The 20,565-nt window shown below is 71.5% G+C and carries 14 protein-coding genes; 9 read left to right on the top strand and 5 right to left on the bottom strand.

Translation table 11 applies throughout. The annotated features are described in order from the left end of the window. Positions 1 to 17: 17 nt before the first annotated feature. Together L3i22_RS45235 and L3i22_RS45240 are read right to left on the bottom strand one after the other, a co-directional pair. Positions 18 to 1,397: an extracellular solute-binding protein gene (locus L3i22_RS45235; RefSeq protein WP_221323577.1), complete on the bottom strand. Its 1,380-nt coding sequence runs from the start codon at positions 1,395 to 1,397 to the stop codon at positions 18 to 20. A gap of 344 nt (positions 1,398 to 1,741) precedes the next feature. Continuing rightward, positions 1,742 to 2,737 carry a LacI family DNA-binding transcriptional regulator gene (locus tag L3i22_RS45240; RefSeq protein WP_221323578.1) on the bottom strand — a complete coding sequence of 332 codons (996 nt, stop codon included), beginning with the start codon at positions 2,735 to 2,737 and terminating at the stop codon, positions 1,742 to 1,744. Between the two features lie 452 nt (positions 2,738 to 3,189). Here L3i22_RS45240 and L3i22_RS45245 point away from each other — a divergent pair, with 452 nt between their 5' ends. The 5 genes from L3i22_RS45245 (at position 3,190) to L3i22_RS54165 (ending at position 7,663) form a co-directional block, all read left to right on the top strand. Further along, complete coding sequence (locus L3i22_RS45245; protein ID WP_370644576.1) at positions 3,190 to 3,582, top strand: methyl-accepting chemotaxis protein; 393 nt, start codon at positions 3,190 to 3,192, stop codon at positions 3,580 to 3,582. A gap of 15 nt (positions 3,583 to 3,597) precedes the next feature. Then, positions 3,598 to 3,987, top strand: coding sequence for a YchJ family protein (locus L3i22_RS45250; RefSeq protein WP_221323580.1), 390 nt, complete (start codon positions 3,598 to 3,600; stop codon positions 3,985 to 3,987). Between the two features lie 30 nt (positions 3,988 to 4,017). Continuing rightward, positions 4,018 to 4,869 carry a tryptophan 2,3-dioxygenase gene (locus L3i22_RS45255; protein ID WP_221323581.1) on the top strand — a complete coding sequence of 284 codons (852 nt, stop codon included), beginning with the start codon at positions 4,018 to 4,020 and terminating at the stop codon, positions 4,867 to 4,869. Beyond that, positions 4,866 to 6,083, top strand: coding sequence for a kynureninase (kynU, locus tag L3i22_RS45260; RefSeq protein ID WP_221323582.1), 1,218 nt, complete (start codon positions 4,866 to 4,868; stop codon positions 6,081 to 6,083). The genes L3i22_RS45255 and kynU overlap by 4 nt, the downstream gene beginning before the upstream one ends. 332 nt (positions 6,084 to 6,415) lie before the next feature. Then, positions 6,416 to 7,663 carry an amidohydrolase gene (locus tag L3i22_RS54165; protein WP_255657638.1) on the top strand — a complete coding sequence of 416 codons (1,248 nt, stop codon included), beginning with the start codon at positions 6,416 to 6,418 and terminating at the stop codon, positions 7,661 to 7,663. An 873-nt stretch (positions 7,664 to 8,536) separates the two neighbouring features. On the opposite strand, the gene L3i22_RS45270 is transcribed toward L3i22_RS54165, so the two are convergent. Together L3i22_RS45270 and L3i22_RS45275 are read right to left on the bottom strand one after the other, a co-directional pair. Beyond that, positions 8,537 to 10,699 carry a bifunctional SulP family inorganic anion transporter/carbonic anhydrase gene (locus tag L3i22_RS45270; protein WP_221323583.1) on the bottom strand — a complete coding sequence of 721 codons (2,163 nt, stop codon included), beginning with the start codon at positions 10,697 to 10,699 and terminating at the stop codon, positions 8,537 to 8,539. Between the two features lie 217 nt (positions 10,700 to 10,916). Beyond that, complete coding sequence (locus L3i22_RS45275; RefSeq protein WP_221323584.1) at positions 10,917 to 11,987, bottom strand: NAD-dependent epimerase/dehydratase family protein; 1,071 nt, start codon at positions 11,985 to 11,987, stop codon at positions 10,917 to 10,919. A 181-nt stretch (positions 11,988 to 12,168) separates the two neighbouring features. On the opposite strand from L3i22_RS45275, the gene L3i22_RS45280 reads away from it, so the two are divergent. The 3 genes from L3i22_RS45280 to L3i22_RS45290 are packed head-to-tail and all read left to right on the top strand — an operon-like array spanning position 12,169 to position 18,264. Beyond that, positions 12,169 to 14,742, top strand: coding sequence for a carboxylate--amine ligase/circularly permuted type 2 ATP-grasp protein (locus tag L3i22_RS45280; RefSeq protein ID WP_221323585.1), 2,574 nt, complete (start codon positions 12,169 to 12,171; stop codon positions 14,740 to 14,742). A gap of 2 nt (positions 14,743 to 14,744) precedes the next feature. After that, positions 14,745 to 16,517 carry an N-acetylglutaminylglutamine amidotransferase gene (locus tag L3i22_RS45285; RefSeq protein ID WP_221323586.1) on the top strand — a complete coding sequence of 591 codons (1,773 nt, stop codon included), beginning with the start codon at positions 14,745 to 14,747 and terminating at the stop codon, positions 16,515 to 16,517. 10 nt (positions 16,518 to 16,527) lie between these two features. Further along, a complete protein-coding gene (locus tag L3i22_RS45290; protein ID WP_221323587.1) occupies positions 16,528 to 18,264 on the top strand; it encodes a prolyl oligopeptidase family serine peptidase in 1,737 nt (578 codons plus the stop codon). 49 nt (positions 18,265 to 18,313) lie between these two features. On the opposite strand, the gene L3i22_RS45295 is transcribed toward L3i22_RS45290, so the two are convergent. Next, positions 18,314 to 19,057 carry a Clp protease N-terminal domain-containing protein gene (locus tag L3i22_RS45295; RefSeq protein ID WP_221323588.1) on the bottom strand — a complete coding sequence of 248 codons (744 nt, stop codon included), beginning with the start codon at positions 19,055 to 19,057 and terminating at the stop codon, positions 18,314 to 18,316. A gap of 152 nt (positions 19,058 to 19,209) precedes the next feature. Between L3i22_RS45295 and L3i22_RS45300 the strand changes: the two genes are divergently transcribed. Beyond that, positions 19,210 to 20,556 (top strand): nitrate/nitrite transporter, encoded by a 1,347-nt coding sequence (locus tag L3i22_RS45300; RefSeq protein WP_221323589.1) that lies wholly within the window; start codon positions 19,210 to 19,212, stop codon positions 20,554 to 20,556. Positions 20,557 to 20,565: the final 9 nt, after the last annotated feature.

Consider the following 20,565-nt stretch of genomic DNA (forward strand, 5'->3'; position numbering starts at 1 on the left):
CCGCACTCCTCGCGGGATCAGCTACCGGCGGCCAGCAGCTGGTTGACCTTCTCCTCGGCGGTCTTGAGCAGCGCCGTGGGGTCGGCCTTCGGGTCGGTCAGCACCCCGGACATCGCCGAGTCGAGCACCGCGTAGATCGCCTGGGCGTTCGCCGGCTCACCCTTGATCGGCAGCTGCTGCTGCTCGAAGAGCGAGTAGATCGACGGGTCGACGTTCGCGTTCGCCTTGCGCAGGTCGAACTCGGCCTTGGCGGTCGCGCTGTCCTTGGCGAACAGCAGCGGCTGCGGCACCCCGACCGGGTAGTTCTGCGGCTTGGCCCGCGGGTAGTCGAACTGACCCTTGCCGACGGTCAGCTTCTCGTACGCGATCCACTTCAGGCCGGCCTTGACCTGGGCGTCGGTCAGGCCCTTCTTGAAGAAGTAGCCGTCACCGCCACCGAGGGTGGCCTTGGCCAGGCCGTCCTGGCCGGGCAGCGGGGCCACGGCCCAGTCGTCGTACTTGCCCTTGAACTGGGAGACGATCGCCTGGGTGGTGTCCGGCGCGCCGACGAACATGCCGACCTTGCCGGCCGCCGCGTTGGTCAGCAGGTCGCCCCACTGGAGCAGCTGACGCGAGCCCATGCTGTTGTCGCCGTACCGCATGTCCTTGAGGTTCTGCAGGACCTGCTTGCCCTGGGCGTTGTTGAAGTCGGCCTTCTTGCCGTCCGCGCTCAGGATCTGGCCGCCCTGCGAGTACATCTCGGCGGTGAAGTGCCAGCCACCGGTGTTGCCCGCGCTGTACTCGGCGTAGCCGGCCACGCTCTTGTCCGCGTCGGCGATCTTCTTGGCTGCGGCGCGCACCTCGGCCCAGGTCTTCGGCGGGCTGGCCGGGTCGAGACCGGCCTTCTGGAACAGGACCTTGTTGTAGACCAGGCCCATCGAGTAGTTCTTGACCGGCAGCGCGTAGGTCTTGCCGCCGTCGGTGAACACCGCCTTGAGGGCCGGGTCGACGTCCTTCCAGGCCGGCAGGTTCGCGTCGGTCAGGTACGACGTGATGTCCATCGCCTGGCCGGAGTCCAGCACCTGCTGCAGGTCGGTCATGTAGCCGTAGAACACGTCGGTGGTGGTGCCACCGGCGAGCCGGGCGGTGAAGTCCGGCGGGTTGTTGCACTGGGTGCCGACGCTCACGCTCTTGATCGTGATGTCGGGGTTGTCCTTCTGGAACGCGGCGACGTCCGCGTTCCAGTTCGCCAGCAGGTCCTTCTCGGTGCCGACCGGCATGCAGTCGACCGTGATGGTGACCTTGCCGTCGGCGCTGGTGCTGTCGTCGTTGCTCTTCGTGGAGCACGCCGACAGGCCAAGTCCCAGGCCGGCCGCCAGCGCGAACGCCGCGACCCTCCGGTACTGCGGTGCGGACATCTGTCCATCCCTTCGGGAACGGTTATCCAAGACGTATTGATCTGCTTCGAGTTCGCCGTTGTCTCGCAGAGTCGACATCCGGGCACTCGCCGTGGTCAGCTCTGTGAGTGGAGTCACCGTAGCGAGACCGACTCATTTCCGCAAGGTTTCGATCGTGCGCTGAAAAGACACGACAATGAAGTGGCAGATGTTGACCGCGCGCTGATTCGCGAGACTATGTCAGCTTTCGCCCGAACTGTGGGCATGAAAAAACGGCCGCCGACCGCAAGACGCGGTCGTCGGCCGTTCCGTTTTTGCAGCGCTTACCTGGGAGCCCTTGCTCGGGAGCTCTTACTTGGGAGCTCTTACCTGGGAGCGGGCCCGGTCGAGCCCCGGACCACCAGCTCCGGCTCGAAGAGCAGCTCGTCGTGCAGGACGCCGGCCTCCTCGATCTGGCTGACCAGGATGTCCACCGCGGCCTGGCCCATCGTCTCGATCGGCTGCCGGACCGTGGTCAGCGGCGGATCGGTGCAGGTCATGAACGCGGAATCGTCGAAACCGACCACCGAGACGTCGGCCGGCACCGACTTGCCCAGCCGCCGGACGGCCCGGATCGCGCCCAGGGCGAGCACGTCGCTGGCGCAGATGATGCCGGTCGCGCCGCGCTCGATCAGCTTGGTCGCGGCGACCCGGGCACCCTCCATGGAGAAGCTGGAGCGCTCCACCCAGGCGTCGTCGGACCAGTTCCCCGCCGCGAACATCGCGGCCAGCTTGCGGCGCGACGGGATGTGCCCCTCCGGGCCGAGCACCATGCCGATCCGCTCATGACCCAGGGACCGCAGATGCCCGTACGCCTGCTCGACGGCGACCGCGTCGTCGGTCGACACCCGCGGGAACCCGAGCTCGTCGACGCCCGCGTTGACCAGCACCACCGGCAGGCCCCGGTCGGTCAGCCGGCGGTAGTGCTCGTGCGAGGCGTCGGCCAGCGCGTAGGAGCCACCGGCGAAGATCACGCCGGAGACCTGGTGGTCGAGCAGCATCTCCACGTAGTCCGACTCGGGGACGCCGCCGATGGTCCGGGCGCACAGCGCCGGGGTGAACCCGCGCTGGGCCAGCGACGCGGTCACCACCTCGGCGAGCGCCGGGAAGATCGGGTTCTGCAGCTCGGGGAGCACCAGGCCGACCAGCCGGGCCCGCTCGCCGCGCAGCTTGGTGGGGCGCTCGTAGCCCAGGACATCGAGAGCGGTCAGCACCGACGCGCGGGTGGCCTCGGAGACGCCGTCGCGCCCGTTGAGCACCCGGCTGACGGTCGCCTCACTGACCCCGGCCTTCTTCGCCACTTCGGCTAGACGTTTGGTCACGGCGGAATCCTACGTCAAGCTCTTGCAAAAACTGAACCGCCGTTTGCGCCATCTTTTGAAATCGATGACAGTGCTTACCGATTCTTGCAGGAGTCCTAACCGTTTCGGCCCGACGTTTCGGCGATGTTTCACGGCGGGTGACAGACGCTCCCGAACTTACCCGGTTCAGTCGTCGCGCTTCGTGCTGATCCGGCTTACCTCACGCTTCCATAACGGGCGACGGCCGGGACCGGCCCGTCCTCTCGTCACCGGCCATCGGATCGTCGAAAACACCACGCGACGGGTGTGCCGGGTGGGATGTTGGGAGCTACCGGTAAGAAAGGGATCACCACGACATGACCGACTGGGATCAGAACGACAGCTGGTCGTCCGGAAACGGCGGCCAGGGAGACCGGTCGGCGCAGGACCGGCAGCGCGACTCGGTGTTCCGGCTGGCCAACGTGAGCAACGACATGGCGACCGCGACCCTGGCCGCGGTGCACGCGGCGGAGACCGCGGTGCAGGTGATCCAGCGGCTCGAGGCGAGCAGCACCGAGATCGGCAAAGTCGTGCAACTGATCGCCACGATCGCCAAGCAGACCAACCTGCTGGCGCTGAACGCCACCATCGAGGCGGCCCGGGCCGGCGAGGCGGGCCGCGGCTTCGCCGTGGTGGCCAGCGAGGTCAAGGACCTGGCGAACGAGACCGCCACCGCGACCAGCGAGATCGGCACCCAGGTCGGCGGGATCCGCACCGACACCCAGAACGCGGTCTCCGCGATCGAGGAGATGCAGGGGCTGATCGAGGAGCTGGACCGCTGCCAGAAGGTGATCAGTGGGATCGTCGTGGAGCAACAGGCCGGCTGAGGAAGACTGTCCGGCATGGCTGGGAAGCGAACACCCCGCGCGAGAGCATGCCCGTGCGGGTCACCGGCGTACGCGCAATGTTGTGGTCCTCTGCATGACGGCAAGCCGGCGGAGAACCCGCAAGCTCTGATGCGATCGCGCTTCAGCGCGTTCGCCCTTGATCTGTCCGATTACGTCCTGGCGACGTGGCATCCGGACACCCGCCCGGAGACGCTCGAGAGTGATCCCGGCCTACGCTGGGTACGCCTGGAAGTGCTGGAGAGCACAGGCGGCACGCTGTTCGACGCGGAGGGAACCGTGACGTTCCGGGCGCACTTCCGGGACGACGGCACACCCGGCGTCCTCGACGAGAAGAGCAGATTCGTCCGGCACCACGCCCGCTGGGTCTACCACGGCCCGATGTGATCTCCTGGTCCAAACGAGGTAGGTGGTCGCATGTCGGCAACGAGGCCGATCGAGGACGGGATCGTCCGTGATTTCAAGGTCAATCTCTCCTACGGGGAGTACCTGCACCTGGACGAGGTCCTCAACGCCCAGCATCCGGTCAGCGTCCCCGAGCACCACGACGAGCTGCTGTTCATCCTCCAGCACCAGACGTCCGAGCTCTGGCTGAAACTGATCATCCACGAGCTGCGTGCGGTGCTGGCGCATCTCGCCAAGGACGAGCTGAAACCGGCGCTCAAGGGGATGGCCCGGGTCAAGCACATCCAGCGCACGCTGACCGAACAGTGGTCCGTGCTGGCCACCCTGACCCCGACCGAGTACGCGCAGTTCCGCAGCTTCCTCGGCACGTCGTCCGGGTTCCAGTCGTACCAGTACCGCGCGGTCGAGTTCCTGCTCGGCAACAAGGACCGCCACATGCTGCGGATCTTCGACGACCAGCCGGCCGCGCTCGTGCTGCTCGAGGAGCTGCTCGGCACGCCGAGCGTGTACGACGAGTTCCTGCGCTACCTGGCCCGGCACGGGCACCCGATCCCGGCCGCGGTCCTGACCCGGGACATCACCGAGGCCTGGTCGTTCACCGAAGAGCTCGTCCCGGTCTTCCAGACCATCTACGAGAAGGCCGAGCAGAACTGGGAGGCGTACGAGGCCTGCGAGGAACTCGTCGACCTGGAGGAGAACTTCCAGTTCTGGCGCTTCCGGCACCTCAAGACGGTGGAGCGCACGATCGGCTTCAAGCGGGGCAGCGGCGGCTCCAGCGGGGTCACGTTCCTGAAGGCGGCGCTCGATCTGACATTCTTCCCCGAGCTCTACGCCGTCCGCACCGAGATCGGAGTTCCCCGTTGAGCCTGCTCGCCCGCGCCGCCGACCTGGACGCCGCCGATCCGCTGGCGGCGTACCGGGACAGGTTCCTGCCGGCCCCGTCGGTGGTCTCCTACCTCGACGGGAACTCGCTCGGCCGGCCGCTGGCGGCGACCGCCGACCTGCTCGACGACTTCGTCCGCGACCAGTGGGGCGGCCGGCTGATCCGCGGCTGGACCGACGGCTGGCTGGACTGGCCGCTCACCCTCGGTGACCGGCTCGGCGCGGTCGCGCTCGGTGCGGCGCCCGGCCAGACCGTCGTCGCGGACTCGACCACGGTGCTGCTCTACAAACTGGCGCGGGCCGCGGTCGACGCGCGACCCGGCCGCCGCAAGGTCATCCTGGACACCGACAACTTCCCCACCGATCGGTACGTCCTGGAGGGCATCGCCGCCGAGCGAGGCCTCACCCTGGTCTGGATCTCCACCGACCCGGCCGCCGGCGTCCTGGCCGATCAGCTCCGCGAGGTGCTCGACGAGGACACCGCCCTGGTCCTGTTCTCGCACGTGGCCTACCGCTCCGGCTGGCTCGCCGACGTGCCGGAGATCAACCGGATCGCGCACCAGGCCGGGGCGCTGACCCTCTGGGACCTGTGCCACTCGGCCGGCTCGGTGCCGATCCGGCTCGACGAGTGGGGGGTGGACCTCGCGGTCGGCTGCTCGTACAAATACCTCAACGGCGGGCCCGGCGCGCCGGCCTTCGCCTACCTGCGGCACGAGCTGCAGGACTCGGTCCGGCAGCCGATCCAGGGCTGGATGGGCCACCGGGCGGCGTTCGAGATGGGCCCCGGCTACGAGCCCGCGCCCGGCATCCGCGCGCTGCTCAGCGGCACCCCGCCGATCCTCGGCATGGTCCCGATGCACGCCAACCTGGACCTGCTCGCCGAGGCCGGCATCGACGCGGTCCGCACCAAGTCGCTGCTGCTCACCGGCTTCATCCTGGACTTCGCCGACGAACGCCTGGCCCCGCTCGACGTCACGGTCGCCGGCCCCCGCGACCCGGCCCGCCGCGGCGGCCACGTCACGCTCCGCCGCCCCGGCTTCGAGCAGCTCCTCGCCCCGCTCTGGGACAGCGGCGTCATCCCGGACTACCGCCGCCCGGACGGCCTGCGCATCGGGCCGGCGCCGTTGAGCACCAGTTTCAGCGAGCTCTACCAGGGCCTGACCACCCTCCACGACCTGGCCGAGAAGCACCGGTGACCACCCCCTCCCCCACCCCGCCGCCGCCCACGCCGCCCGCGTCGCCCGCATCGCCCACGCCGCCGCCGCCCACGCCACCCGCGCCGCCCACGTCGCCGCCGCTGCCCACGTCGCCGCCGCTGCCCACGTCGCCGGCGTCGCCCGCGTCGTCGGACCTCGCTTCTGATCCGGCGGACCCGGGCCACTCCCCCGCGCGGCCGGCGGACCCGGACTGTTCTTCCACCTCGCCTGCGGCTTCGGCGGCGAGCCCCTGCGGCGGTGCGGGCTGCGGCGCCGAAAGCTGCTTCTCCCGTACGGCGAGAGCCCCGCGCCCCGGCGAGCCCCGCCCCACCGTGACCGCGGTCCCGGACCCTCGCGAGGACACCCGCATCGACTGGCTGACCGCCGACTCGATCTGGTGGGGCGGCCGCCTCCGCAAGGGCGTAGCCCTCCGAGTCGGCCCGAACGGCCAGGCCAAGCCGGTCCCCGCCGAGATGGCCCCGCGGGACGGCACCCGCCACTTCCCGGGAACCCTCCTCCCGGGCCTGATCGACGCCCACGTCCACGCTGCCCTGGTCGACCTCGCCACCGTCCGGGCCGGCGGAATCGCCGCGGTCTGGGACCTCGGCGGCGTCCCCACCACCCTCCGCGCCCTCGCCACCCGAGCCGACCGCCAAGCCCAACGCGCCGCCCCCGGCCCCGGCCAACGCGCCGCGTCCGCCCCCGGTACCGGCTCCGGCCAACCCACCGCATCCGCCTCCAGCCCCGGCTCCGGCTCCGGCTCCGGCTCCGGCTCCGGCTCCGGCCAACGCGAGGCCGACCCCGCCGGCACTGCCCAGCGGGATGTCGGTGCCGACCGCGGTGCCGGGCCGGGTGAGGCGAGGCTGCCTCTGATCCGCTACGCGGGTCAGTTTCTGATCGCGCCCGGTGGCTATCCGAGCGACCGCTCGTGGGCCCCGGCCGGCAGCTGGCGCGAGGTCACCTCGGCCGCCGACGCCGGCGCCGCCGTGGCCGAGGCCTGGTCCGCCGGCGCCACCCTGATCAAGGTCACCGCGCACACCGGTGGCCCGACGCTCCCCCAGCCCACGCTCCGTGCCCTGGTCGACGCCGCGCACGCGGCCGCCCTGCGGGTGGTCGTCCACGCCGAGGGCCCGGGCACCGTGGCCGCGGCCTTCGAAGCCGGCGCCGACCTGCTCGCCCACACCCCGTGGACCGAGCCGCTGCCGGACAACCTGATCCGCGCCTGCGCCTCCCGGATGACCTGGATCAGCACCCTGGACATCCACGGCTACGGCGAGCCGGATCCGGCGCACGAGGTGGCGCTCGACAACCTGCGGCGCTTCATCGAACACGGCGGGACCGTCCGCTACGGCACCGACCTCGGCAACGGCCCACTGCCGCCGGCGGTCAACCCGCGTGAGCTCCGCGCACTGCGCTCAGCCGGCCTGGCCCCGGACGAGATCCTGCTGTCGATGACCGAATCCGACAGCCCCACCATCAGCTGGATCCCCGGCGGTCTGACCCTGTCTCCCGACACCTTCGCCGACACCCTGGCCACCGCCCGCGTCGTCGACGACTCCATCCACCTCCGTCCACTCTGATCGCCCGCGCCCAAGGTAGCTCGCCCGGCCGGGCCCCCAAGGGTTATCCACACCAGAGGGTTATCCACAGCCCACCCACATGATCTTCGAGCTTTTTGCCAGAATGACCCCGGTGGACCAAGCCCCCTGGGAGGGCGGGCCATGTGCGGACGCGACCGGCCCGCCTGACGACCCGGGTCGTGCAGTCTGCTGCCGCGAGCCACGGACGTTGCGGGCCACGCGCCGCCACCTGCCGGCAGCAAGACGCGAGCCGCCAGCCCAAATCGCGGCGCGGGCACGGCGCGAGGCCGCGGGCACGGCGCGAGGCCGTCAGCACAGCGCGGCGCGAGGGCGCGGAGTGTGAGGCGCGGCGCGGCGCGAGGGCGCGGCGCGGCGCGAGGGCGCGGCGCGGCGCGAGGGCGCGGCGCGGCGCGAGGGCGCGGCGCGGCGCGAGGGCGCGGCGCGGCGCGAGGGCGCGGCGCGGCGCGAGGGCGCGGCGCGGCGCGAGGGCGCGGCGCGGCGCGAGGGCGCGGCGCGGCGCGAGGGCGCGGCGCGGCGCGAGGGCGCGGCGCGGCGCGAGGGCGCGGCGCGGCGCGAGGGCGCGGCGCGGCGCGAGGGCGCGGCGCGGCGCGAGGGCGCGGCGCGGCGCGAGGGCGCGGCGCGGCGCGAGGGCGCGGCGCGGCGCGAGGGCGCGGAGTGTGAGGCGAGGGCGCGGCGCGGCGCGAGGGCGCGGAGTGTGAGGCGAGGGCGCGGGCGCGAGGGCGCGGGCGCGAAGGCGCGGGCAAGCGCGCGAAGCCGGATCCGAGCGCGAAAGGACGGCACCCGCCGCAGACCGAAGTCCGCGACGGGTGCGGGCGAAAACAAACAAAGCCGACAACGGCTGGTGGAAACCTCTCAAGCAGCCTGGGTCCGGACCGCGCGGTGGACGCCGAGGATCGGGTCCACCTCGTACATCCGGGCCTCCGCGATGTCGAAGTACATCCCGGTCAACCGCAAACGCCCAGCCGCCTCCGCCGTCTGCACGACCGGATGGCTGCGGAGGTTGGCCAACTGCTGGACCACGTTGTCCGTGCAGCACCGCTCCTCGTCGCCCGGGTCGGTGAAGTGCACCCCGGACATCCCGAGCCAGTCTCCGAGCGACGACCCCGGCGCCGCCGCCCCGGACATCAGGGCCCGGACGGCGCCGCACCCGGAGTGGCCGCAGACCGTGATCGTGGTGACCCCGAGGACCTCGACGGCGTACTCGATGGCCGCGCCGACCGACGCGTCCCCGACGCCGGGCAGCGCCGACGATCCGAGCGGGCGCTGGGCGGAGGCGTGCGGTGGGACGATGTTGCCCACGTTGCGGACGCAGAACAGGTCGCCCGGACCACTGGCGGTGATCAGGTTGGGCACCAGCCGGGAGTCCGCGCACGTGATGAAGAGCTGTTCCGGCCGCTGGCCGTCGCGGGCGAGGGCGGCCAGGTGCGGCCGTACCATCGGCGCGACGTTGCGTTCGAACTCGGCGATGCCGGCCGCCATCGCGTCCCGGCGCTGGTGGTCGATGCCCTGCCAGCGGGTCCAGGAGCCGACCAGGCGGGGGGTGCTCCGGCTGCCGCCGAGCCGGCCCGAGGTGGCCCGGTGGAACCAGGAGTCGTGCACCTCGTGGATGCGGACCCGGCCGCCGGCTTTCCGGTACTGGTCCTCCCACGTCTTGATCGTCTCGAACGCCCCGTGGTCGAGGTAGTCGAGGTGCAGTTCGACGTCGACGTCCCCGTTCGGCGGGATCGCGCCGAACTCGCGGGTGAGCCGGGCCGACTCGATGAACGCGAGCGTGCCGCTGATCCGGACCAGCCATTCACCCGGGGCGCGCTGCACGGTGCGGATCTCGCACCGGGTGAGCCGCCACAGGATCAGGACCGCGGCGGTCGCCATGCCGAGCGCCACGCCCGTGAGCAGGTCGACAAGAACCACACCCAAAGCCGTGATCAGGTACGTCGGTAGCTCCCCGTGCCGGGCGTAGGTGCGGATCTGGGCCAGGTTGATCAGCTTGACCCCGACCACGATCAGCACCGCGGCCAGCACCGCCATCGGGATCTTCTCCAGCAGGGCCGCGCAGAGCAGCACGAACACCGCGACCCACACGCCGTGCAGGATCGCCGACGCCCGGGTCTTCGCGCCGGCCGCCACGTTCGTCGAGCTGCGCACGATCACGCCGGTCACCGGCAGGCCGCCGAGCAGCCCGGAGACGGTGTTGGCGGCGCCCTGCCCGATCAGCTCCTTGTTGAGCCGGGCCCGCGGCCCGTCGTGCATCCGGTCGACGGCGACCGCGGAGAGCAGCGATTCCACGCTGGCGACCAGGGCGATGGTGAGGACGGCGACGGTGATCCGGCGCAGCGGCGCGTCCGGCCAGACCGGGGTGATGAGTTCGGCGAGCGGCTCCTCGGGCAGGTTGACCCGGACCAGTTGGGCGCCGGTCACCCAGGCCAGCGTGGTGACGCCGACGACCGCGACCAGCGCGGCCGGCAGCACCGAGACTTTCACGAGGCGCGGCCAGAGCACCAGGATCGCCACGGTGAGCAGGCCGAGCAGGGTGGCGGTGCCGTGGTGGTCGGCGATCTGGGCGGGCAGTTCCCGGATGTTCTCCCAGGCGCTGCTCCGCGGTGCGCCGCCGAGCAGCACGTGCACCTGGCTGAGCGCGATGACCAGGCCGATGCCGGCCAGCATGCCGTGCACGACGGCGGGTGAGAGGGCGAGTGCGGCGCGTCCCAGGCGGGAGACGCCGAGCAGGATCTGGACGATTCCGGCGACGGCCACGATCGCCGCGGTGCCGGCGAACCCGAAGTCCGCCACAGCTCCCGCCACGATCACGGTCAACCCGGCGGCCGGGCCGCTGACCTGCAATGGGGCGCCACCTAGAGCGCCCGCGACAATGCCGCCGACAACCGCGGCGACCAACCCCGCCAGCAGCGGGGCCCCGGACGCGGCGGCGATGCCGAGCGACAGGGGGATGGCGATCAGGAACACGACGATCGACGCCGGCAAGTCCCGGCGCAACAACTGCGTCAAGTCGGACATTAGGTAAAAATACCTAAAAATAATTAACTGCGGATTATCAGACGCGCACCCACAGGTAAACCACAGTGATTTGCCGACCATTTCTCAGCCAGTGGGAGCAAGTCGCACATCGTGTGCGGCAACGCCGAAAAGCTGCTCCGGAAATGGGAAAAGGGCCTCGCGGCCCTTTTCTCCGGGAAAACGCCCGGCACGATCCTACGGTTTGTCAGCGCCCTGATCAGGCCTTCCAGACATCCTGGTTCGCCTCGTACATCTCGCGAAGGATGGCCGGAACATCGTAGGTGAGCTTCCATTCCGGGTAGTGCTCCTCGAACCGCGCGGTGCTGCTGATCCACCACTGGTGGTCGCCCATCCGGCTCTCGTCGACATATTCGGTGCGCGCCTCGAGGCCGGTGATCTCCTCGGCGATCTTGAAAGCCTCGATGTGGCTGCAGTTCGAGAAACGACCGCCGCCCATGTTGTAGATCTCGGCGACCCGGGGCGCCCGCTGGAACGCCTCGAACGCCGACACCAGGTCGTGCGAGTGGATCGCGTCGCGGACCATCTTGCCCTTGTAGCCGTAGATCTTGTAGAGCCGGCCCTCCATGACGCAGCGCATCACGTACGCCAGGAAGCCGTGCAGCTCGGCCGCCGAGTGCCCGGGACCGGTCAGCGTGCCGCCCCGGAACACCGCGGTCGGCATGTCGAAGTACCGCCCGTACTCCTGGACCATCACGTCGGCGGCGACCTTGCTGGCGCCGAAGACCGAGTGCATGCTGTTGTCGATCGTCATCGTCTCGTCGATGCCGCCGAACCACTTGTGGTCCTCGGGCAGCTCCCAGCGGGTCTCCTTCTCGACCAGCGGCAGGGAGTTCGGCGTGTCGCCGTACACCTTGTTGGTCGAGGTGAAGATGAAGGGCGCCGCGATCGCGTGCCGGCGGGCCGCCTCGAGCATGTTGAGCGTGCCGACCGCGTTGACGTCGAAGTCGGTGAACGGCTCGCGGGCCGCCCAGTCGTGGCTCGGCTGCGCGGCGGCGTGGATCACCAGGCCGATGTTCTTGCCGTACTCGGCGAACAGCTTGCCGAGGCCCTCGCGGTCCCGGATGTCCAGCGAGTAGTGGGTGTACTTCGCGCCGATGTCCTTGGTCAGGCGGTCCAGGTTCCACTTGGTGGAGCCGTCCGCGCCGAAGAAGTAGCCGCGCATGTCGTTGTCGACACCGACGACGTCCATGCCGAGGGCGGCGAAGTGGCGAACCGACTCCGAACCGATCAGACCGGCCGAGCCGGTGATGACGACGACGCTGCCCATCAGGACCTCCGCTGGATGTGGGTGCCGACACAGGAGGTTACCGGTAGCGACGAAACCTCCGCCGGGCCGGTGGCGGCTGTGGTGATCACGATGCTTGGCGAGCGCACGAAATGGGCACGTCACACATCTGCCACAACAGATCGAAACGCTGGGCGGAGTTCACCACATGAAGGCGGTCGCTATGACGGAGTCCCTTCCGGCGCTGGAGTCCCCCCTGCCCGACGACCCCGACGCGCTCACCCTCGGCGCCGAGGAGGAGCTGCACGTCGTCGATCTGGCCACCCGAGAACTCGTCCCCCGGGCCCCGGAGATCCTCGATCAGCTCGACCCGCAGCACTTCTCGGCCGAGCTGCACCGCTCGGTGGTGGAGACGAACACGCCGGTCAGCACCACGCTGGACGGTCTGCGTGAGGGCATCACGGCTCGACGCCGTACGGCGATCGGGGTTGCCGAATCGCTCGGCCTGGGCCTGGTCGCGGCCGGCACGGTCCCCCTGGTCGACCTGGACGCGCTGCCGGTCACCCCGACCACCCGCTACCGCCGGATGCTCAGCGAGTACCAGATGCTCGTCCGCGAGCAGCTGATCTGCGGCGCCCAGGTGCACGTCGGCGTGCCGGACCGGGACGAGGCGGTCTCGGTGGCGCAGCGGGTCTCGCCGTCACTCCCCGTGCTGCTGGCCCTGTCGACCAGCTCGCCGTTCTGGATGGGCGAGGACTCCGGGTACGCCAGTGCCCGCTCGCTGGTCTGGACCCGCTGGCCGACGGCCGGCGACAGCGGCGCGCTGCACTCCGCCGAGGAGTTCGACATGCTGGTCAACGACCTGATCGCGTCCGGGACGATCAGCGACCCGAAGATGGTCTACTTCGACGTGCGCCCGTCCGCGCACGTGCCGACCGTGGAGCTGCGCGTCACCGACGCCTGCCCGGACGTGGACACCGTGGTGCTGCTGGCCGGCCTGTTCCGGGCGCTGGTCCGGCGCGCCCAGGAGGACTACCGGGCCGGTCGGCCGCTGCCGGCGGCCCGCCCGCCGCTGCACCGGGCCGCGATGTGGCGGGCGGCGCGCTCCGGCCTGGAGGGCGACCTGCTCGACCTGCCCCGCTCCCCGGTGCCGGTCCCGGCCGCGCTGGCGGTCGAGCACCTGGTCGGCGAGCTGCGGCCGCATCTGGAGGCGCTCGGCGACTGGGAGCAGGTCTTCGACCTGTCGGTACGGGCCCTGAGCCGGGGCAGCTCGGCCTCCCGGCAGCGGCGCGCGCTGGCCCGCCGGGGCCGGATCGCGGACGTGGTGGACCTGCTGGTGGCCGAGACCCGGGGCGGCACGGCGACCAGCACCCCGGTGGCGCCGACCCGGCTCAGCCCCTACACGGTCGACGGCGACGAGGCGTTCCCCGGCGAGGTCGCCGCGGAGTACACCGGCATCGTCCCGGTGCTGACCGCGCTCGGCGCGACCGGGCTGCGGCACCGCGAGGACGCCCGGGACGAGGAGCAGCGGGCCAACGGCGTCACGTTCAGCGTGGCCGGCGAGGCGGCCACCCGGCTGTTCCCGTTCGACCTGGTCCCGCGGGTGGTCCCGGCCGCCGACTGGGCGGCGCTGCGGGGCGGGCTGACCCAGCGGGTGCGCGCGCTGAACGCGTTCCTCGCCGACGTCTACAACGGGCGGCAGATCGTCGCGGACGGGATCGTCCCGGAGTGGGTGATCGACGGCTCGCCCGAGCTGCGGGCCAGCGGCGCGCTGGCGGCGAACGCCGGGGTCCGCGCCCAGGTGGCCGGCGTCGACCTGGTCCGGGACGCGAACGGCCAGTGGTGCGTGCTGGAGGACAACCTGCGGGTGCCGTCCGGGATCGCGTACGCCATGCAGAACCGCCGCCTGACCGAGAGCATCCTGCCCGAGCTGCCCCGCCCGGGCGGTCTGATCTCGGTCGAGGACACGCCCCGGCTGCTCAGGGAGGCGCTGCTGGCCGCGGCCGGCCCGGCGGCCGGCGACGACCCGGCGCTGGTCGTGCTCAGCCAGGGCCCGGACGACTCGGCCTGGTTCGAGCACCGGATGCTGGCCGAGGCGATGGACGTGCCGGTGGTCCGCAGCACCGAGCTGTTCGTCGAGGACGGCCGGGTGCAGCGGCTGCGGGACGGCAAGCGGTACCCGGTGGACGTGATCTACCTGCGGATGGGCGAGGACAGCCTGGTGCACTCCCCCGGCGCGGACGGGATGCCGCTGGGCCCGAGCCTGGTCGCCGCGCTGCACGCGAAGACCGTCACGCTGGCCAACGCGCTGGGCAACGGGATCGGCGACGACAAGGCGGTCTACGCCTACGTGCCGAAGATGATCGAGTTCTACCTGAACGAGAAGCCGCTGCTGGCCGACGTGCCGACCTACCTGTGCGGGCTCCCGGAGCAGCTCTCCGAGGTGCTGTCCCGGCTGAACGAGCTGGTCAGCAAGCCGGTCGACGGCTACGGCGGGGACCGGATCGTGATCGGCCCGCACGCCTCGGCCGACGAGCTGGACGCGCTGCGCCGGCAGATCCGGGCGGCGCCGCACCGCTGGGTGGCGCAGGAGCTGGTCCAGCTCTCCACCCACCCGGTCTTCGACGGCCACCAGCTCGCGCCGCGGCACGTGGACCTGCGCGCCTTCGTCTTCTCCGGCGCGGGCGAGCCGGTCGTCGCGCCGGCCGCGCTGACCCGGGTGGCCCCGGCCGGCTCCATGATCGTCAACTCGTCGCGCGGCGGCGGGTCCAAGGACACCTGGCTACTGGGAGGCTGATGATGTGTGGCATCGCCGGTGAGATCCGTTACGGCGAGCGTTCCGCGGACGTGGAGGCGGTCCGCCGGATGCTGCCCGCGCTCGAGTCCCGGGGGCCGGACGGTGAGGGCGTCTGGTCGCAGGGGCGGATCGCTTTCGGTCATCGGCGCCTGAGAATCATCGACCTGAGCGAGACCGGCGCGCAGCCGATGACCGACGCCGAGCTCGGGCTGACGGTGGTCTTCAACGGCTGCATCTACAACTACCGTCAGTTGCGCGAGGAGCTCCGGGGGTACGGCTACCGGTTCTTCTCCACCTCGGACACCGAGGTGATCCTCAAGGCGTACCACCGGTGGGGCGCGGACTGCGTCACGCACTTCCTGGGGATGTTCGCGTTCGCCGTCGCCGAGCACGACACCGGGACCGTCACGCTGGCCCGGGACCGGCTCGGGATCAAGCCGTTGTACCTGGCCGAGACGCCCGGCGGGGTGCGCTTCGCGTCGACCCTGCCGGCGCTGCTCGCGGCCGGCGGGGTGGACACCACGATCGACGAGGTCGCGCTGCAGCACTACATGACGTTCCACTCGGTGGTGCCGGCGCCGCGGACCATCCTGTCCGGGATCCGGAAACTGCCACCCGCGACGGTGCGGGTGGTCAAGGCCGACGGCGCGGTCACCGACCGCTGCTATTGGGAGGCAGATTTCCGCCGTACGTCGTCAATCGCCAAGGACGAGTGGGCCGCAGCCGTAAGGGAGAAGTTGAATCTCGCCGTGCAACGGCGGATGGTCGCGGACGTGCCGGTGGGCGTGCTGCTCTCCGGCGGCCTGGACTCCAGCCTGATCGTCGCGCTCCTCGCCGAGCAGGGCCAGCACGGGCTCACCACGTTCAGCATCGGGTTCGAGTCGGGGGGCGGCGAGAGCGGTGACGAGTTCGCTTACTCGGATCTGATCGCCAAGCAGTTCGGGACCGAGCACCACCAGATCAGAATCGGCCAGGACCGCTTCCTGCCGGCCGTCGACCGGACCGTGGCGGCGATGAGCGAGCCGATGGTCAGCCACGACTGCATCGCGTTCCACCTGCTCAGTGAGGACGTGGCGAAGCAGGTCAAGGTGGTGCAGTCCGGGCAGGGCGCGGACGAGATCTTCGCGGGTTACAGCTGGTATCCGCCGCTCGCCGGAGTGCCGCGCGAGCGGGCCGCCGAGGCGTACGCGAAAGAATTCTTCGATCGTCGGCACGACGAGCTCGGCACCCAGCTCAACCCGGCCTGGCACCTCGACCGGGACCACGCCATGGCGTTCGTCGCGGAGAGCTTCGGCCGCCCCGGCGCGGAGACCGCGGTCGATGCGGCGCTGCGGCTCGACTCCCAGGTGATGCTCGTCGACGATCCGGTCAAGCGGGTCGACAACATGACTATGGCGTGGGGGCTGGAAGCGCGCGTACCCTTCCTCGATCACGAGCTGGTCGAGCTCGCCGCGGCCTGCCCGCCCGAGCTGAAGCTGGCCTCGGACGGCAAGGGGGTGCTCAAGGACGCGGCGCGCGGGCTCGTGCCGGACGAGGTGATCGACCGGACCAAGGGTTACTTCCCGGTTCCCGGGATCCGGCACCTGGAGGGCGCGATGCTGGCGAGGGTGCGCGACGCGCTGCACGACCCGGCGGCCCGGCACCGCGGGCTGTTCCGGCCGGAGTACGTGGACGCGCTGCTCGCCGACCCGAACACCCCGCGGACCACGCTCGGGGCGAACCAGCTGTGGCAGATCGCGCTGCTGGAGATGTGGTTGCAGGACAAAAAGCTTTAGGAGGTACGTCTTGGAGGGTCAGCTCCACCGCGTCGACGTCACCGTGCTGCCGTCGTTCTCGCTGTACACCTCGGCGATCGCCGGGAACTGGTCGGTGACGCTGTCACCGGACGGGCGGCATGCGGCGTACGTCTCGGACCGCAGCGGCACCCCGAGCGTGTGGGTGCAGCCGATCGGGAGCGAGCTGGCCTTCCAGATAGCGTTCGCCGAACCGGTGAGCGCGGTCGCCTGGTCGTCCGGCGGCGGCTGGCTGGCCTGCCAGATCGCCCCCGGCGGGGCACCCCGGCAGGAGGTCTGGCTGGTCCGGCCGGACGGCTCCGACCTGCACCAGGTGGCCGGGTTCGGCGCCGACACCGCGGACAACCCGCGGTGGCTGCCGGGGCGGCCGGTGCTCGCGCTGACCGAGAACCTGACCGAGGCCGTGCTGATCGACGTGGTCGCCGGGACCCGGACCGTGGTCGCCTCCGGTGACCTGATCTCGCTCTGCGACGTCGACCCGGCCGGCCGGGCCGTCCTGCTCCGGCGCGGGCCGCGCGGCGACCGCCGGATCGTGTCCACCCAGGGGGAGACGATCTGCCGGGGCGAGCAGGCCGTGTTCAGCCCGGGTGGCGGGTGCGTCTACGCGCGCAGCGAGGACGGCGAGTTCCCGGCCCTGGTCCGGGTGGCCGGCGGCACCACCGAGGTGCTCGCCGCCGGCGACCGCGAGGTGGAGACGTTCGCGGTGACCGCGGACGGGCGGACCGCCGCGGTGCTGTGGAACGTGCACGGCGGCGAGTCGGCGCTCTCGCTGCTCGACCTGGACCACTCCGGGTCCGGTGAGCTGATCGACGTGCCGCTGCCCGGCCCGGTGGTCTCCGGCCTGACCTGGAGTTTCGACGGGTCGGCGCTGGCCTTCACCGCGGAGGGCCCGGGGCAGCCGCACGGCGTCTGGGTCTGTGCCCGGGACGGGAGCGACCTGCGGGCGATCTCCGCCGAGCCGGCCGCGGCCGACGCCGTCCGGCCCGCCCTGGTGAGCTTCCCCGCGCACGACGGCCTCACCCTGACCGGCTGGCTGTTCACCCCGCCCGGTCCCGGCCCGCATCCCACGGTGATCTGGCTGCACGGCGGCCCGGAAGCGCAGGAGCGGCCCGGTCACGGACCGCTGTTCCAGTCACTCGCCCAGCGCGGGATCGCGGTGCTGGCGCCGAACGTCCGCGGGTCCTCCGGCTTCGGCCGCACCTTCGTGAACGCGGACAACGTGAAGCTGCGGTACGACGCGATCGAGGACGTCCGGACCTGCGCCGCCTTCCTGGCCGGCGCCCCGCGGATCGGGGTGATGGGACGCTCCTACGGCGGATATCTGACGCTGGCCGCGCTCTGCGCCTATCCCGACCTGTTCGACGTCGGCATCGACGTCTGCGGCATGTCCGACTTCGCCACCTTCTACGAGCACACCGAGCCGTGGATCGCGTCCGCCGCGATCAGCAAGTACGGCGACCCGGTGGCCGACGCCGACCTGCTGCGCGACCTGTCGCCGATCCACCGGCTGGACCGGCTGCGGGCGCCGCTGATGGTGGTGCACGGCGAGAACGACAGCAACGTCCCGGTGATCGAGGCCGAGCAGGTGGTCGCCGCCCTCGCCGCGCGCGACCACCCGCACCGGTACCTGCTCTTCCCGGGTGAGGGGCACGAGCTGCTGCACCGGTCGTCGCGGGCGTCCTACCTGCGCGAGACGATCGACTGGCTGACCACCCACCTGCTGCGCTGAGCGTTCCCCGGTGGCGCGCCGCTCCCCGGTGTGCCGGCGCGCCACCGGGTCACTGCCGCTGCTCGAGTCGCTCGATCCGCTCGATCAGCGGCTGCAGGGCCGCGGCCAGCAGCTGGGCCGGGTCGGCGCTGCCCGCGTTGCGCAGCTCGGAGTAGCCCGCGGCGGCGGCCGTGTTGGCCTGCAGATGGCGGTAACCGGCCAGCGCCGAGGCCACCGCCCGCCGGGTCAGCCGCGGATCGGCGCCGGCCGCCCGCAGCACCTGGCCGGCCCCGCCGTCCGGCTCGGCGACCAAGCCGAGCAGCAGGTGCTCGCAGCCCACGTAGTTGTGCCCGAGGCCGACCGCCTCGCCGACGGCCAGCTCCAGTGCGCCCGCCGCCGGGACGCTCAGGTGCACGCCCGGGCCCGGCCCGGGAGTCTCGTCGCCCGCCTGCTGCTCCAGGTCACGGGCCAGCCGGCCGGGCTCGATCTCCAGTGCTTGCAGCACGTGGATCGCCAGGTTCGACCCCTCCGTCAGCATCCCGCCGAGCAGGTCACCGCTGGTCACCGACGTGCGCGCGGCGGCGCCGGCCCGCTCGACGGCCAGGCCGAGGACCGTGCGGCCGCGGCCGGTCATCAGCGGGAAGCGCTGCTCCAGGTCGGCGCCGGAGAGCTCGGCGAGGGACGTCTCGCGGATCGCGGTGACCCGGCGGACCGCCTGCTCCAGCGCCCGCTGGCAGATCGCCGAGACCGGCAGGCCGGTCTCCCTGACCGCCTCGGCCAGCTCGTCCGGCAGATACACATTGATCTTCGGCATCACGCCCACCTCCGTCAGACTTGGGGTTATAAAGCTATACCCCCAATAGGGTTACATCAAGGCGGGCCAGTGGGCAAACGCACGTTGCGGCGCGCCGACCTGCGGAGAAGGCTTGGAAAGTACAAAAGAGCCGCGCGAGTGGAAGGCGCCACATGTCCCTGCGACCCGGAGCCCGGGCCTGGGCGGTGTGGGCCGCCGGCCTCGCCGCGTACGTCATCGCCGTCCTCAACCGCACGTCCCTCGGCGTCGCCGGGCTGGACGCGCAGCACCGGTTCGACGTCGGCGCGAGCGCGCTGGCCAGCTTCGCGGTGCTGCAACTGCTCGTCTACGCCGGGCTGCAGATCCCGGTCGGGCTGCTGCTCGACCGATTCGGATCACTGCGGCTGGTGGTCTCCGGCGCGCTGGTGATGGCCGCCGGGCAGGCCCTGATGGCGTTCGCCGACGGGATCACCGGCGCGGTCGTGGCCCGGGTCCTGGTCGGCGCCGGGGACGCGATGACGTTCATCAGCGTGCTGCGCCTGGTGCCGCGCTGGTTCCCGGCCCGCCGGGTGCCGGTCCTCACTCAGTTGACCGGCATCGTGGGACAGCTCGGGCAGGTGCTCTCCGCCGTACCGCTGGCCCTGCTGCTCGCCGGACCGGGCTGGGCCCCGGCCTTCCTCGCGACCGCCGGCGCCGGGGTCTTCGTCGCCCTGGCGGCGGCAGCCGCCCTGCACGACACCCCGGAGCGCCGGGTCACCAGCGGCAATCCGATCAACCTGCGCAAGCTCGGCGCCGACGTGGCGATCGCCTGGCGGCACCCGGGCAACCGGCTCGGGCTGTGGACGCACTTCACCACCCAGTTCACCGGCACCGTCTTCGCCCTGATGTGGGGCGTCCCGTTCCTGATCGCCGGCGAGGGCGTCAGCCGGGGCACGGCCAGCTCGCTGCTCACCCTGTTCGTGATCGTCGGGATGGCGACCGGCCCGGTCCTCGGCACCCTGGTGCAGCGCTTCCCGCTGCGCCGCTCGCTGCTGGTGCTCGGCATCGTCGGGATCAACCTGGGCGCGTGGGCGCTGGTCATCCTCTGGCCCGGCCGGGCGCCGCTGCCGGTGCTGATCCTGCTGGTGGTGGCGCTCGGCTCGGGCGGGCCGGGCTCGATGATCGGGTTCGACTACGCGCGTACGTTCAATCCCCCGCACCGCCTCGGCACCGCGACCGGCGTGGTCAACGTCGGCGGGTTCGTCGCCTCGCTGCTCACCATCGAGCTGGTCGGCCTGATCCTGGACGCCCGCACCGGCGGCAGTGCCGACTATCACATCGCCGATTTCCGGGTCGCGATGTCGGTGCAGTTCCTGATCGCCGCGGTGGGCCTGACCGGCATCCTGCGCAGTCGGAAGCTGGCCCGGCAGCGTCTCGAGGAGGAGGAAGGCATCGTCATCCGCCCGCTGCGGGTCGCCATCGCCGAGCGGCGGGGTTTGGCGATGAGCCGTGGGGTTAAGGCGGATAACTGGCGCGACTGAGAGGGGGCA

The organism is Actinoplanes sp. L3-i22, from assembly GCF_019704555.1.
GTDB lineage: Bacteria > Actinomycetota > Actinomycetes > Mycobacteriales > Micromonosporaceae > Actinoplanes.